At 61.9% G+C, this 14,617-nt stretch carries 10 protein-coding genes, 1 tRNA gene and 1 pseudogene; 8 read left to right on the top strand and 4 right to left on the bottom strand.

The features are described 5' to 3' along the window. A pseudogene (locus tag QZY01_RS04675) lies at positions 1-714 on the bottom strand (aldolase/citrate lyase family protein); the annotation flags it as partial. 109 nt (positions 715-823) lie between these two features. On the opposite strand from QZY01_RS04675, the gene QZY01_RS04670 reads away from it, so the two are divergent. Beyond that, on the top strand, positions 824-2,434 hold the full coding sequence (locus QZY01_RS04670; RefSeq protein ID WP_294533972.1) for an NAD(P)H-hydrate dehydratase: 1,611 nt from the start codon (positions 824-826) through the stop codon (positions 2,432-2,434). 169 nt (positions 2,435-2,603) lie between these two features. Continuing rightward, on the top strand, positions 2,604-2,843 hold the full coding sequence (locus tag QZY01_RS04665) for a CDGSH iron-sulfur domain-containing protein (protein ID WP_294533969.1): 240 nt from the start codon (positions 2,604-2,606) through the stop codon (positions 2,841-2,843). A gap of 8 nt (positions 2,844-2,851) precedes the next feature. On the opposite strand, the gene QZY01_RS04660 is transcribed toward QZY01_RS04665, so the two are convergent. Then, on the bottom strand, positions 2,852-4,306 hold the full coding sequence (locus QZY01_RS04660) for a multicopper oxidase family protein (RefSeq protein WP_294533967.1): 1,455 nt from the start codon (positions 4,304-4,306) through the stop codon (positions 2,852-2,854). Between the two features lie 175 nt (positions 4,307-4,481). On the opposite strand from QZY01_RS04660, the gene QZY01_RS04655 reads away from it, so the two are divergent. Further along, positions 4,482-5,831 carry a glycosyltransferase family 2 protein gene (locus QZY01_RS04655; RefSeq protein WP_294533963.1) on the top strand — a complete coding sequence of 450 codons (1,350 nt, stop codon included), beginning with the start codon at positions 4,482-4,484 and terminating at the stop codon, positions 5,829-5,831. A 330-nt stretch (positions 5,832-6,161) separates the two neighbouring features. Here QZY01_RS04655 and QZY01_RS04650 read toward each other — a convergent pair whose 3' ends face one another. Continuing rightward, the gene (locus tag QZY01_RS04650) at positions 6,162-6,956 is read right to left on the bottom strand and encodes a methyltransferase domain-containing protein (protein ID WP_294533962.1); all 795 of its coding nucleotides are present in this window, start codon (positions 6,954-6,956) and stop codon (positions 6,162-6,164) included. A gap of 40 nt (positions 6,957-6,996) precedes the next feature. Further along, a complete protein-coding gene (locus QZY01_RS04645) occupies positions 6,997-7,347 on the bottom strand; it encodes an EamA family transporter (protein ID WP_294533959.1) in 351 nt (116 codons plus the stop codon). Positions 7,348-8,091: 744 nt separating this feature from the next. Between QZY01_RS04645 and QZY01_RS04640 the strand changes: the two genes are divergently transcribed. The 5 genes from QZY01_RS04640 to clpX all read left to right on the top strand — a co-directional run. Continuing rightward, entirely contained in the window at positions 8,092-9,948 is a 1,857-nt protein-coding gene (locus QZY01_RS04640; protein ID WP_294533956.1) for a hypothetical protein, read from the top strand. A gap of 542 nt (positions 9,949-10,490) precedes the next feature. After that, a tRNA-Leu gene (locus QZY01_RS04635) sits at positions 10,491-10,575 on the top strand. 103 nt (positions 10,576-10,678) lie between these two features. Then, positions 10,679-12,037 (top strand): trigger factor, encoded by a 1,359-nt coding sequence (gene tig / locus QZY01_RS04630; protein WP_294533953.1) that lies wholly within the window; start codon positions 10,679-10,681, stop codon positions 12,035-12,037. A 600-nt stretch (positions 12,038-12,637) separates the two neighbouring features. Further along, the gene (locus QZY01_RS04625) at positions 12,638-13,270 is read left to right on the top strand and encodes an ATP-dependent Clp protease proteolytic subunit (protein ID WP_294533950.1); all 633 of its coding nucleotides are present in this window, start codon (positions 12,638-12,640) and stop codon (positions 13,268-13,270) included. 253 nt (positions 13,271-13,523) lie between these two features. Continuing rightward, a partial coding sequence (gene clpX, locus QZY01_RS04620) for an ATP-dependent Clp protease ATP-binding subunit ClpX (RefSeq protein ID WP_294533948.1) occupies positions 13,524-14,617 on the top strand: 1,094 nt, incomplete at its 3' end.

Here is a 14,617-nt window from a genome sequence, read left to right as displayed (position 1 = left end):
GGACACGCCGGCGTCCACCCATTTGGCGACGGTGTACTGCCACAGTTCCTGCTGATAGACCGGGCGTTCCCTGGTCGCGTCGCCCGTCGGGTCGGCCAGCACCTTGTCTTAGGGATGGCCGCCGCCGATCCGGGTGGTCTTCATGGCGCGCGAGGCGGCGAGATCGGCCGGGCCAAGGCTCATGCCATGCATGCGCGGCGAGGCCAGGGCGATTTCCTCGACATTCTTCACGCCCTCGGCGGTCTCCAAAATGGCGTGGATCAAGATCGGCCTGGTCACGCCATGCCGGGCTTCGAGCTGGGCCAGCAATTGGTCGAAATAATGAATGTCCCACGGGCCTTCGACCTTGGGCAGCATGATCACGTCGAGTTTCTGGCCGATGGCGCCGACGATTTCGGTCACATCGTCGAGCAGCCAGGGCGAATTGAGGCAATTGACGCGCGTCCACAGGCCGGTCGAGCCAAAGTCGTGGGCGAGGCCCATTTCGATGAATCCCTTGCGCGCCGCCTGCTTGGCGTCGGCGGGAATGCCATCTTCGAGATTGCCGAGGATGACGTCGGACTTCGGGATCATCTCGCCGATCTTGGCGCGCACTTTTTCGAGATGCGGCGGCACGAAATGGATCATGCGTTCGACCCGCACAGGGAGTTCGCGGTAGGGCGCCGGCGCGCCGGTCGCCAGAGGCTCGAAAAATTTGCGTGGGCTTTTTGTCATCGGTAGGACTCCCGTTCCGCACAGGCCTTTAAGTTACATCCGTCTTTGCCGCAATTGCACAATCGCCGCCGGAAGGGCAAAATCGCACCCGCGGCCGGGGAAAGCGAACATGCAAATGAACTTGAGCCACGACGACCCCATCGAACTGCTGACGCCCGCCGAGATGGCGCGGGCCGACGCGCTGACGATGGCTTCGGGCGCCCCCGGCTATGCCCTGATGCTCCAAGCCGGCAGGAATATCGCCGAAGCGGCGGCGGGGATGCTGCGCGCCGGCGAAGGGCAAACGGTCCGTGTCTATTGCGGACCCGGCAAGAATGGCGGCGACGGCTATGTCGCCGCTCGCCTGCTGCGCGAAAAAGGCTTTGACGTCGAAGTCGGCGCGCTCGGCGATCCGCGCCTGTTGCGCGGCGACGCGGCGGCGGCCCGCGCCGAATGGGGAAACGACATCGTTCCGGCCGAACAGCTCGATCCGCGCGGCGCGAATCTGGCGATCGACGCCCTGTTCGGCGCCGGGCTGGCGCGCCCGCTCGACGGCGCTGCCCTGGCGGTCGTGCAGAAAATCAACGCCAGCGGCGCGCCGACGCTGGCGGTCGATGTGCCCTCCGGCATGGACGGCGCCAACGGCGCCATCGGCTCGGAATGCGTGGTCGCCGCCGAAACCGTGACTTTTTTCCGCCTGAAGCCGGGGCATCTGCTCGCGCCGGGGCGCTTCGCCTGCGGCAGGATCCGGCTGACCCAGATCGGCATGGTCGAAGAGACCCTGGCGGCGATAAAGCCGCAAACCTACCTCAATGCGCCGGACCTCTGGCGCGACGCCTTGCCCCGGCCGCGCCCCGATGGCCATAAATATCAACGCGGCCATCTCCTTGTCGGCTCCGGGCCGATGACGCAGACCGGGGCGGCGCGACTGGCCGCCCGCGCCGGCCTGCGCGTCGGCGCCGGGCTGGTGACGGTGGTGAGCCCCGCCGAGGCGCTCGCCGTCCATGCCGCCACGCTGACGGCGATCATGCTGCGGCAGGCCGACAATCCCCTGCAGTGGCGGGAGCTGCTCGCCGATCCGCGCTTCTGCGCGGCTGCGATCGGTCCAGGGTTCGGCATCGGCCCGGCCACGCGGCGGATCGTCGAAACCCTGCTCGCCGCCAGCCCGAAAAGCGGGTTGCGGCCCCTGGGCCTGGTCCTCGACGCCGACGCATTGACCTCTTACGCCGCCGACTGGGACGTTCTGGCGCGGCTGGTCCAGTTGAGCGGGGCCGAAGTCGTCCTGACCCCGCATGAGGGCGAATTCAACCGGCTGTTCAACAAGCAGGCGACGATCCCGCAGATGCGGGCGGATCGGGGCGGCGCCGGCGGCGGTTTGGCGCCGCTTGCCATCCGGCCATTCGACCTGCCTTACAAGATCGATCGCGCGCGGGCCGCCGCGAAGGCGGTTGGCGCCTGCATCGTTTACAAGGGGCCGGACACCGTGGTCGCGGCCCCCGACGGACGCGCCTGCATCGCCCGCAATGCGCCGCCGACGCTCGCCACCGCGGGGTCGGGGGACGTTCTGGCGGGACTGATCGGCGGCTTGCTGGCGCAGGGGATGCCGATGTTCGAGGCCAGCGCCTGCGCGGTCTGGCTGCATGGAGAAGCCGCGGCCCTGTTCGGTCCCGGCCTGGTCGCCGAGGATTTGCCGGAAATCTTGCCGCGCGTGCTGACGACTCTGTTTTCGCGCGAAGGCTGAGGGTTTGGCCGCTGCGGAGATAGCGTCTAGAGCAATGTGCGAAAAAGTGGACGCCGGTTTTTCGCAAAAACATCACGAAAAACAAAGGAGTCCAGAGACGATTGCGGTTCAACCGAATCGCAATCGTCTCTAGACTGCCTCGAACAGCCCTTTCGAGCCGGGAAAAGCCATGACCGACCCCACGATCGCGCAGAAATCTCCCTATGCCGTCGAAGTCGAGGCGGGAAAGACCTATTACTGGTGCTCCTGCGGCAAATCATCGAGACAGCCGTTTTGCGACGGTTCGCATCAAGGCTCGGAATTCACGCCGCTCGCCTACACGGCGGAAAACACCGGGACGGCTTATTTCTGCGGCTGCAAACACAGCCGCAGGAAACCGCTTTGCGACGGCGCCCACGCAAAACTTTAACGAGCAGTTTACGCGACCTCGAACCAGCCCGCCATGCCATTGGCGAAATGTTCCTGGATGGCGCCGCCAATCAGCCATTTGCCTCGATTGCCGGCGATGAAGGCGACATGTTTGGTCGCCCGTTCCGGGACGATCACGCTGTCGCGCCAATAGGGCTCCCAGCCGTCGTCGAGATCGTGCAGCAGCCGCACGACATGGCCCTGAAAAAAGATCGACAGATCGAACAGAGACTTGTTGACCAAAGCCAGCACGACCGCCGAGCCCCTGGCGACCGAAAACAGCGGCGGCCCGTCGAGCCCGCTCGACGCACGGCCGTTGATTTTCCAGATGCGGCGCAACTCCTCAGCGGGAGGCCGGAAGCCGGCCGGCATGCCCTTTCGCCAGCCGCCGTCAAAATTCAGTTCGAACCGTTTCGCCCCCTGCAGCCGGATTTCCGCCGGCAGCAGCGGGTTGAGCGGCGTATGCGTCACCGGAGGCGCCGCCGGCCGGACCGCGCCCCGGGTGGCGATGTCCAGCACAACGGCGTCGGGCAATTCGGTCTCGCCGCGCAGGATCAGGCGGGCGCCTTGCCCTTCCTGACGCGGCAGATCGAGCAGCATGTCGCAGCGCGCGCCCGGTCCGAGCGGCACGGTTCCGTGCAGCGGGGGAAAGGGATCGCAGAACTGGCCGTCGAGCGCGATGACGGTCTGGGCGCCGCCCTCGAAAGCGAGGCGCATGATCCGGGCGTTGGAGGCGTTGACCAGCCGCAGCCGCAGCCGCGCGCCGGGCGGATGGATCAACGACGCCGGGCCGGCCCGGCCATTGACCCCCGTGACGGCGCCATAGCGGCCCTGCCGCAAGGCGTCGGCGGGATGTTCGAAATCGCCGACGATCTGCCCCGAAGCGTCGAGGCGCCAGTCGTCGAGCAGCAGAACGAGATCGTCGTCGACGGCGACCGGGTTCGGCTCATCGACGATCGCGGCGCCATAAAGCCCGCGTCCGAGCTGTTCGCCGGAAAAAGGCTGGATCAGCGGTTGATAGAAATAAGTCCCCGCGTCGGGCGGGACAAAACGGATGTCCTGGGTCTCGCCGGGGGCGAGGGGTTTGCGCACGAGGCCCGCCGCGCCATCGATGGCGTTGGGCAGCCTCATGCCGCGCCAGTGCAGGCTGGTCGGCTGGTCGAGCCGGTTGACCAGCCGGACCCGCATTTCCTGCCCGAGCCTGACCCGCAACAGCGGGCCGGGGGTCAGGCCGCCAAAACCCCAGATTTTGGTCGGCGGGGCAGGGGGCGCCAGCAGGGGCGTCGCGCCCGGGCGGGCTTCGAGGGTAAAAAAACCGTCCGCTTCCTGCGCGCCGACCGAGGAAGCCAGCAGGGTCAGGCAGGCGGAGCCGAGAACATTGCGCCGGGTGAAATGCATGAAAAGACCATAGCAGGTTTTGCCAAATTCTGGACGCCGGTCATGGGCGCCGGTCATAAAAATCATTGCCCGCGGCGCCAGGTTTTTTTTGCCCTCAACGGGTTTCTTGTCGCGGGTCGTCTGTTATAAAACGACCCAACGTCAGTTGCCGTCCCGCGCTTGTGTTGGATCTATTTGGAGCTTTTTTCGCTGACGACAGGGACCGCTGGCTTTTTAGGAAGACCGCGCCCTTGACCTTGTTTTGACGGGTGGTGGAGACAAAAGTTATATTTCGGGAAACGAATGGGCATTCTTCGAATGCCCTGGGGATGCACAGATTGTAAATTATACTTCGGCACGCTCAGGCGTGTGGTGGCGGGCATCGGACGGCGGAACTTACACGGGGGTCTGGATGAATTCGAGAGCGGAACCAGAGATGCAAGCAGCGAAATTTTTTCGGACGCCAAACGCGGAATTGACGATTGTTATTCCCTGCCTGAACGAGGCAGGGACGCTCCCCACCCTGTTGATGGCGATTAAGGACCAGATCGCCTCCGGCGCTTTCGGCAAACGCCACGTTCAAATTCTTGTTTCCGACAACGGCAGCACCGACGGCTCGCAGGATCTGGCGCGCGGGCTTGGCGTTTCGCTCACCCATTGTCCAACACGTGGCTACGGCGCGGCTTTGCGTCACGGCATCATGACCGCGAAGACGCCGATCGTCATGTTCATGGACGCCGACATGACTTATGACCCTGCCGACGCCCCGCGCCTTGTCGATGCGCTCGACGTGGATGTGGATATGGTCCTGGGCGACCGACTCGGAGGGAAGAAGATTCCCGGAGCCATGCCGCCGCTTCATCGCTATCTGGGCACGCCGGTCTTGACCTTCCTGATCAATGCGCTGTTTGCCCGTCACACACGCATCCGAGACTGCAATTCCGGCTATCGATGCTTTTGGAAGGACGCCTACGAAAAGTGGAACATTACTGGTTTCGGAATGGAATTCGCCTCGGAAATGTTGGTTCGCGTTCTGCAAACCGATTCCGTGGTCAAGAACGTTCCCGTCACGCTCTCGCCGAGTCCCCCCGGTCGCGTGCCGCACTTGCGCACATGGCGGGACGGCATGCGCCACCTGCTGCAGATCCTTCTCGAAGCGCCCTCGGTCTTCCGCACGATCGGAATGGTCATGATCCTGCTTGGGTGGGCTGGCCTCATTGCGACGCTGTTCGGTCCGTTCAGGCTCTTCGGCGGTTGGCTTTTCGGCGTGCATTCCGCCGTCATTTTCATGCTGATGGTTTTGGTCGGACAGGATGTCTGGTCCATCGGTCTGTTCGTCTCGCTCAAGTCGGGCAAGCCCGTTTCCAATCAGTATCGCTGGGCGATCGACCTCAATGAGGGCACGCTGTTTTGGGCGATGTTCAGCGTCTTCGCCGTCATTGTCGCATTGCTTATCGGAGCGGTCCTGGTCTGGTCGCAAAAGGGTTATGTCAATCTCGCGCTGGAGGCCGAATTCATCGCCGGCGCGACCTTGATCATGCAGGTTGTGGAAATCCACGCCGCACTTATGGCCACCTCTCTGATCCGGAGGCTGGTGAATTACAATAGCTGACGAGCGCGACCGCCGGTTTTCGCGGCGGCGGTAACTGTCGCCCGATCCGTCGCGGTGGTTGGCCCGAAAACGGCGACGCGCTCCGGTGGTGACATCGGTCTTGCGGAGCGTTTGGCGACCGTTGCAAGCCCGACGGTCCTCAACGCCGTCGGCTGCAACTTCGACGCCGACCGGCCGCTTGGCTTGTTGTCAACAAACCGGCGGCGCTGACCGCCGCAACCGCCGGGAATACGGCGCTCAAGCCCGTGTGGGCGCGCTCTTCCCAGCCCACGCCCGGCGCTCCTGCGCCAAGGACATGGCCTGCGATCGCCGCCGGCGACGCCGGTCGGATCAGCCGCGATGACCAGGCGAAAACAGATACAGATTCGAGCTGCAGGGGCCGAGCAGGAGTCCGGTTGGGCCGATTTTTACGTTGGCGCCTTCCGGACAGGTTTCCTTCAGCCGCTGTTGCGTCATCAGGATGAGATTTTCCGCCTCGACCCACTTCTCCTTTCCGAGCCATCCGCAGGCCAGCTTAAAAGACGCGTCGGACCAATGCAGGAAAGGTATGCCTGTATGCGGTTCGACCGGGAAATACCGATGAGGCGCGGTAATGAAGACGCGGCCCCCGACACGCAGCAACTCGGAAACGAAAAATCGCTGATTTTCAAGGCTGCCGACATGCTCGATAACCGCGTTGCTCGTAACCACGTCGAAGGTTCCATCTTCGAAAGGGAGAGGCTCGTTCGGAATGATCCGCCGATAGCGCACCTTCGGGAACGTCGCTGTGAAATCTCGGCCGGCGCCCAGACCAACCGCCGTAATCCGCTCCTGCGGGGAATAGCGGCGCTCGAGGACGTTTGCGGAGTCGGTGACGACGTCGGAGACACCCACATCGAGGATCGTATCCGTCGGCGTCGGCGCGCAGAATTTCAGAAAATCCGCGTATATCCGGTCTCGGGCGAAAGTCACGATCTTTTCGGATAGGGTTCCGGGACTCGCGACTTCGTAATATTGGCCATCGACTTGATCCAAAGCGCATCTCCTTCGGGTTTTCGGCGGTTTTACGCCCGCGCGCTGTTCGATCGCAAGAACGTCTTGCTTCTCGATGCGACGACGGCGCGATGCCTGACGAGCGCCACGCATTTTCTGCGTGCGGCGTTGGGCTTCGATTGAGAAAAATGATTCAATTCGATACCGAAACGACTATTCCGACAATGACGATCATCATGCCCGCGAATGTTCGATAAGTCACCTGCTCTCTCAGAAAAATCCACGAGAGCAATGGCACATAAAGATAGGTGAGCGCGACGAACAGGTAAGCCCTGCTGATCGGGACGGATTCGATCGTCGCAATCCAGGCGATCGTCGCCGAGCCATAAATCACGATTGCGATCCAAAACGTCACGTTGCTCAGGAGTCCGAGCGGCCCCTGGCCAGCATTCGACACGGCCGTCATCTTGAACAGGATTTGGCCGACCGCAATCACAAACGGAACCGCGATCAGCCCAAACCAGGTTGCGTTGTCAATCTTCATGTTCAAAACCCCGTCGACGATCCCACGTTTGCGTTCTAAAGCCTTTTCCGATCCAATGAAATCGGATAACGGCCTTTGTTAACGCGGACCGGGTTCCCCTTCGCTTGAAAAAGATCCAGCGCGGCGAACACGCTCTCGCGCAAGGCCAACTGCGCCGCCGTCCCGGGCTCTTGCGGCGCTCTATCGAGCTTTTCCCCGACGCGGCCGATGGGGAGGACGATTTATCCCACAGGGGACTTCGATGCAAAAACCCAGGGACGAGTCGGAGAGATCGGCCGGGACAGCGAAGCGCACGGCAAACTGGGACGCAGACATTCAAAATCACGCGCATGGCGTTCTGGCGCAAAGACGGTTTGCCGCTCATTGGCGCCTTTTCGGATCGGATCCGCCCTCGACGCCCGACCCCTGGGACCTGAGAATTAAATGGTTTCCAACGGTGACGGCGCCCTGTCCTGTTTTGGACAGGTTCGACGGGGCTGGCCGTTTGTTGCACACGGTCGGGTTTTTTGCCTTCAGAGGGTTTCTTGTTGCGGGTCGCGTGTTATAAAACGTACTGACGGCTTTTGGCTTCCCGCGCTTGTTTCGCATCTATTTGGAGCTTTTTCCGATGACGCCAGAGACGGTCGGCTTTTTGGGGAAAGTGGCTGCCTTGTCTTTGTTTTGAAGGCTGGCGGCGCCAACAGTTATGTTTCGAGCCGAGCAAGGGCGCCGCTATACACGTCGAACATTTTCAAGGGGATCGCAGTGAAGAAAGTGTTTGAGGCTGTCATTGAGAGGTTTGGGATTTATGAAGTTTGGCAAATTGCGCTGACGCTGGCCATGGTGTTGCTGGCGCTGGTGATCGCAAAACGGCCTGTCAAACTGTTCTCGACGGTTGAGGTGTGGTTCAAGAGCATCGGCGATCGCCCCTTCGTCGCTATCCTTGTTATTGTTGCTGTCGAGATCGGTTTGCGTGTCGCGCTGTTGCCACTTGTTGGAATCCAGGACCCGATCGCTAGCGACGAATTCAGCCTTATGTTACAGGCAAAGACTTACCTGACAGGGCACTTGACGAATAAACCATCGCTGCCTCCGAATTTTACCTCTCTTTCTGTTTTACTAGAGCCGACATATAGTTCTATTTACCCTGTTCTTCGATCATTCCCTTTGTTAGCAGGCTATATTATTGGAGTTGGGGCGTTTGGGGGAGTCCTGCTGTCCGTTGCTGCCTTGGCGGCAGCCATCTACTGGATGGTCCGCAAGTGGCTCGGCGGCGGTTACGCATTTGTAGCGGCCTTGATCGTGATCTTGCGTTTTGGCTTGTTTAGCCATTGGGTCAATTCATATTATGGTGGCGCGTTCACAGCCCTTGGCGGCGTCCTGCTGATCGGAGCTTACAAGAGCCTGAAGTCACGCCCGGCGATCCTGACCGCCGCCGCGCTCGGTCTCGGCGTGGTCATATTGATGACTACGAGGCCGTTTGAGGGCTTATGCTTCGCAGCGCCCATCGTGCTCGCGCTTGGCGTTCATTTCCTGAAATCCAGCGCCGCCGTTCGAAAATCTCTGGCGATTCCCGGCGTAGTCGCAAGCGCGCTGATCCTTGGCGGTCTGGGTCTGACCTTCGCCTATAATGACGCGGTGACCGGAGACTGGAAGCTTTCTCCTTACATCCCCTATCAGCAGACGAGTGGGCTGGAGCCGCTGTTCCTTTTTCAAAGTCTGAAAGCGTCATCGGAATCTTCTGCCCGGTACGAAGGTATCGGTCTCCAACTCGGTAACGCAATCAATATCGACGGGAATGCGCGGAGCCTCTATTCCATCGAGGCTACCAGGTTTAAGAGCGTCTATTTCGTCTTTTATGTCGGTTTCGCGCTTCTCATACCATTCATCATCGGCATTTGGGCGCTGAGGCGAGAGACCGCCGTTCTCCTGTCGGGAGCCTCTCTGGTCGTCGCCCTGGCGATTGGCACATGGAGTCTGCCGCACTATGCCGCGCCCGGCTTCGGAATACTGATCCTGGCCGTAATGTCAGGGTTTCGGGAACTGCGCACATGGAGGCCTTCGAGCCTTCCCTTTGGCCTGTCGCTAAGCCGGACGTTGCCGTTGGCGCTGGTTATCGGGACGGCGGTGCCGCTTAGCGCCGCAGTCTTCGGCGTTCCGGCTTTGATCATCGATCTGCGGCACGACTACTGCTGCTGGATTCACGCACAATCCCTCCACGTTGCGGTAGCGAACGAGATCGAACGGAGTGCAGGCCGCAACATCGTCATCGCGGATGCGGGGCCAAAGATTCCCCGGGAACCGCACGCGGAGATCGTGGTCGCCAACGGCCCGAAACTTGAAGACGCGCGCACCATCTGGATCAACGACGATCCAGAATTCAACGCCTCGACGATCGAGCTTTACTCCGGCCGACGCGTCTGGCGGCTCAGTTGGCTGGACAAAGGAGCGCCGTGTCTTCAGCTGTTTCAGACGATATCGAGCCGGGCCGGCGAGCCGCTCTCGGGCAGTTTCACGAGCCTTGCCGGCGATCCCGGGAAAGGGTGGTTTCCGGCGCCGGCGGAGCAGTGTCCGCAAGGACTCACGCGGGCGCCGGCGCGGCGCTACTATCGGGAAGACTGAGAGCCCGACCTAAAATTCGCTGACCTGCCTCGCGGCGTTCGATTCGCGATAAAGGCAGCGATCGAATCCGCCAAGCATGAAGCCATTTCGTTCGTAAAATCGACAAGCGACGACGTTGTTGGATTGCGTTTCCAGCCTCACACCCGCCAAGGCTCGATCGTGCGCCCATTCATGCCGCATTTGGCGGAAGTCGGCCCGCGCCCGACCGCCGCGCAGAAACATCCACTGCAATGTCCTCGATTTGGGCGAAGCCGGTCCAGCTCTTATCCCATTGACCTTTGCTTTCCGACTCGTCGGAAGCCATAGCCCGTCCGCAAGGGGGGGCGTCTATCGACGCCCTGCCGGCGCCGCTTCAGTCGAAGCGGTCGTGCGATTAACTGGATACAGAGGGGCGAAATCGCCTTCCATCCGCGAAAAACCCTCCTCCCCCCTGTGGCGAAAACGCCGCTTGTGTTATTTTTTTGCTGCACGGGGCTTCGGCCATTGCTATAGAACGCGACCCATACGGGCGGCCGGGCTCTCGCGCGGCGTTCGGCAGGCGCGCGGGCGTGGCGGAACTGGTAGACGCGCCGGATTTAGGTTCCGGTGGTGCAAATCATGGGGGTTCGAGTCCCTCCGCCCGCACCAGCGCCAAAACCATCGGCCGCAAGATCGTGGCCCATCGCATCGGCTCCAACAACGTCGCAAGGCCGCAAAGCCCGAAGGCGCACAGGTTTTAGAGGTTTTGACAATGCAGACGACCGAAACGCTTTCGCAGGGGCTGAAGCGGGAATATCAGGTGGTTCTGGCCGCCGCGGAACTGGCCGTAAAACTCGACTCCCAGCTCGCCGGCCTCAAGGACAAGGTGCGCATCAACGGCTTTCGTCCCGGCAAGGTGCCTTTGGGGCACCTGAAGCGTCTTTATGGCAAGTCGATCATGGGCGACGTCGTCCAGGAGGCGGTCAACGAGGCGCAGCAGCAGATTCTGGGCGAGAACAAGCTCCGCCTCGCCGGCCAGCCCAAGATCGATTTTCCTGAAGACCGCGACGAGATCGAAAAAGTGCTCGAAGCCTCGGGCGACCTGAAATTCAGCCTGTCGTTCGAAGTCCTGCCGAGTTTCGAACTCGGCGCCTTCGACGAGATCGAGCTGGAGCGTCTGGTGGCGGAAGTTCCCGACGCGGAAGTCCAGCAGAGCCTCGACCAGCTCGCCGAGCGCAACCGCCCCTATGAGGCGCGCGAGGAAGGCGCGGCGGCGCAATCGGGCGACAGGCTCACCATCGATTTCGTCGGCCGCCTCGGCGACGAGGAATTCGAGGGCGGCAAGGGCGAGGGCGTCGATCTCGTGCTCGGCTCCGGCTCGTTCATCCCCGGTTTCGAGGCGCAGCTCGAAGGCGCGATCGCCGGCGAGGCCCGCAAGGTCACGGTGACCTTCCCGGCCGATTACCAGGCGCCCAATCTGGCAGGCAAGGAAGCGACCTTTGACGTCACGGTCAAGGCCGTGGCCGCCCCCGCGACCGTGGCCATCGACGACGCCTTCGCCAAGAATTTCGGCCTCGACAGCCTGGAAAAGCTGCGCGAGGCGGTGCTGGCGCGCGTCAAGGCCGACTATGATCGCGCCTCGCGCGAGAAACTCAAGCGCGCCCTGCTCGACGCGCTTGACCGGAAATACGCCTTTGAGCTGCCGGAGGACATGGTCGAGCAGGAATTCGGCGGCATCTGGAAACAGGTCGAGGCCGAGCTCAAGTCCACCGGCAAGACCTTCGCCGACTCCGGCGAGACCGAGGAAGAACAGCGCGTGGAATATCGCCGCATCTCCGAACGCCGCGTGCGCCTCGGGCTGGTCGTCGCTGAAATCGGCGAAAAGGCCGGCGTCAAGGTCGGGGACGATGAAGTGGGCCGCGCCGTCGCCGAACGGGCGCGCCAGTTCCCCGGCCAGGAAAAGCTGTTCTGGGACTATTACCAGAAGAACCCCCAGGCTCTGGCCGAGATTCGCGCGCCTTTGTTCGAGGAAAAGGTGGTCGATCACATCATCCGACTGGCCAGGGTCACCGACAAGACGGTGTCGAAGGAAGAATTGTTCAAACCGCTGGATGACGAAAAGTCAGCCTGATTCGCGCCTTGCCGGGCCATTCGAGGAGCGCCCGCGCCAGCGCGGGCGCTCCTTTGCTTTTTTGCCGCCGAAATCGCGCGAACGTGCGTCGCGATTTCCGACAATTCTTTTCTAAGCAGCGCCATTTCGCGCGACCGCGCCGCGCAAACCCTTGGTCGGGATGCGGAAAATCCGCCGTCCCTGGCCCCTCGATCGACTCCCAAAACAGGTTGGATGGTCTGATTTTGCAACGCTTTCACCGGTCAGCGGGCGCCTCGCGCCATCGGCCTTTGCTTCCGACTCGTCGCAAGCAAAGGCGCCCGCCGGCGTCAGCCGGCGCCGCTCCAGTCGGAGTGGACGCCATCGGTTCTTTTCAAGGGCCGGCGGTATAAGCGTCGCTTGCGCCGCCCGGACGCAGGCCCCGATCTTGCATCGGTTTTCACGTCGGAACGGCGCGGCCATTGCCTCGGCTGGCCAGTGCATTATGTTGGGACAGGGCCAGAAAAAAGGGGCGGCGCCCGCCGCCGATGGAAACGATCCCGAAAGGCGGCTTCCGCCGCCGAATAACCAGTTCTCGAACGGCGGCCGAAGTCGCCGGTTAAAGTTCCAAGGAAACCGTAAATGCGCGATCCGATAGACGTTTATAACCAGTATCTCATACCGCAGGTTGTCGAGAACACGCCGCGCGGCGAACGCGGCTTCGACATTTATTCGCGCCTTTTGCGCGAGCGCATCATCTTCCTGACGGGTCCGGTCGAAGACGGCATGGCTTCGGTGATCATCGCGCAATTGCTGTTTCTCGAAGCCGAAAACCCGAAAAAAGAAATCTCGATGTATATCAACTCGCCCGGCGGCGTGGTGACGTCGGGCATGGCGATCTACGACACCATGCAGTTCATCAAGCCCAAGGTCTCGACGCTTTGCGTCGGCCAGGCGGCGTCGATGGGGTCGCTGTTGCTGTGCGGCGGCGAGGCCGGCATGCGCTTCGCTCTGCCCAACGCGCGCATCATGGTGCATCAGCCTTCCGGCGGCTTCCAGGGCCAGGCTTCCGATATCCTGCGCCATGCCGAGGACATCATGAAAGTCAAGAAAAGGCTGAACGACGTCTATGTCCATCATACCGGGCGCGATTACGAGACGATCGAGCGCACGCTCGACCGCGACCATTTCATGTCGTCGGAAGAGGCCAGGGAATTCGGCATCATCGACCAGGTGCTGACCAAGCGCCCCGATTCGGGCGACGACAAGAAGTGACGCCCGCGGCGCCCGTCTTGCTTACCGGGAGGGGAAGACGGGACGTCGGGAGCTTTGCGGAAAATGTGAAGCTTGCCATTGTCGGCGAGGGGCTTAAATTAGGCCTTTCGACGTCAAGGAATGACCGGGGCGCGGTGGCGCGCCATTTCGCCGGACCGGCGGCGGAACCCTGTCGGGGATGGAGCGCAAGCTGCATCGCCGGCGCAAGAAAACAGCGGTCGGGCGGGCCCGAAACGACCGCAAGGAGAAGCTTATGAGCAAGGTTGGCAATAGCGACTCGAAAAACACGCTCTATTGCTCGTTCTGCGGCAAGAGCCAGCACGAGGTGCGCAAGCTGATCGCCGGGCCGACGGTGTTCATCTGCGACGAATGCGTCGAACTTTGCATGGACATCATCCGCGAGGAGAACAAATCGGCGCTGGTGAAGACTCGCGACGGCATTCCGACGCCCAAGGAAATCTGCAAGGTTCTCGACGATTACGTGATCGGCCAGTTCCAGGCCAAGCGCGTATTGTCGGTCGCCGTGCATAACCATTACAAGCGGCTCAATCACGCCACCAAACATTCCGATGTCGAACTGGCCAAGTCGAACATCCTGCTCGTCGGCCCGACGGGCTCGGGCAAGACGCTGCTGGCGCAGACCCTGGCGCGCATTCTCGACGTGCCCTTCACCATGGCCGACGCCACCACCTTGACCGAGGCCGGCTATGTCGGCGAGGACGTGGAAAACATCATCCTGAAGCTGTTGCAGGCCTCGGATTACAATGTCGAGCGCGCCCAGCGCGGCATCGTCTATATCGACGAAATCGACAAGATTTCGAGGAAATCCGACAATCCGTCGATCACCCGCGACGTGTCGGGCGAGGGCGTGCAGCAGGCCCTGCTCAAGATCATGGAAGGCACGGTTGCCTCCGTTCCGCCGCAGGGCGGACGCAAGCACCCGCAGCAGGAATTCCTGCAGGTGGACACGACCAACATCCTGTTTATTTGCGGCGGCGCCTTCGCCGGCCTCGACAAGATCATTTCGGCGCGGGGCAAGGGCACGTCGATCGGCTTCGGCGCCAAGGTGGAGGGGCCGGACGAGCGCCGCGCCGGCGAAATCTTCCGCCATGTCGAGCCCGAGGATCTGCTGCGCTTCGGCCTGATACCGGAATTCGTCGGCCGCCTGCCGGTGATCGCCACGCTTGAGGACCTCGACGAGGACGCGCTCAAGAAAATCCTCACCGAGCCGAAGAACGCGCTGGTCAAGCAATACCAGCGGCTGTTCGAGATGGAGAATACCGAACTGACCTTCCAGGACGAGGCGCTCAACGTCATCGCCCGCAAGGCGATCGACCGCAAGACCGG

It is taken from the genome of uncultured Rhodoblastus sp. (assembly GCF_903903185.1).
Lineage (GTDB): Bacteria > Pseudomonadota > Alphaproteobacteria > Rhizobiales > Beijerinckiaceae > Rhodoblastus.
The sequence above is the reverse complement of the archived record's forward strand: the minus strand, read 5'-3'. Positions and strand labels throughout refer to the sequence as shown.

What these genes read in the sequence shown, in the direction of transcription:
- QZY01_RS04670 (WP_294533972.1), top strand. Translation starts at nt 824, where the DNA reads ATGCAAATGAACTTGAGCCACGACGACCCCATCGAACTGCTGACGCCC.
- QZY01_RS04665 (WP_294533969.1), top strand. Translation starts at nt 2,604, where the DNA reads ATGACCGACCCCACGATCGCGCAGAAATCTCCCTATGCCGTCGAAGTC.
- QZY01_RS04660 (WP_294533967.1), bottom strand. Translation starts at nt 4,306, where the DNA reads ATGATTTTTATGACCGGCGCCCATGACCGGCGTCCAGAATTTGGCAAA.
- QZY01_RS04650 (WP_294533962.1), bottom strand. Translation starts at nt 6,956, where the DNA reads ATGCGTGGCGCTCGTCAGGCATCGCGCCGTCGTCGCATCGAGAAGCAA.
- QZY01_RS04645 (WP_294533959.1), bottom strand. Translation starts at nt 7,347, where the DNA reads ATGAAGATTGACAACGCAACCTGGTTTGGGCTGATCGCGGTTCCGTTT.
- tig (WP_294533953.1), top strand. Translation starts at nt 10,679, where the DNA reads ATGCAGACGACCGAAACGCTTTCGCAGGGGCTGAAGCGGGAATATCAG.
- QZY01_RS04625 (WP_294533950.1), top strand. Translation starts at nt 12,638, where the DNA reads ATGCGCGATCCGATAGACGTTTATAACCAGTATCTCATACCGCAGGTT.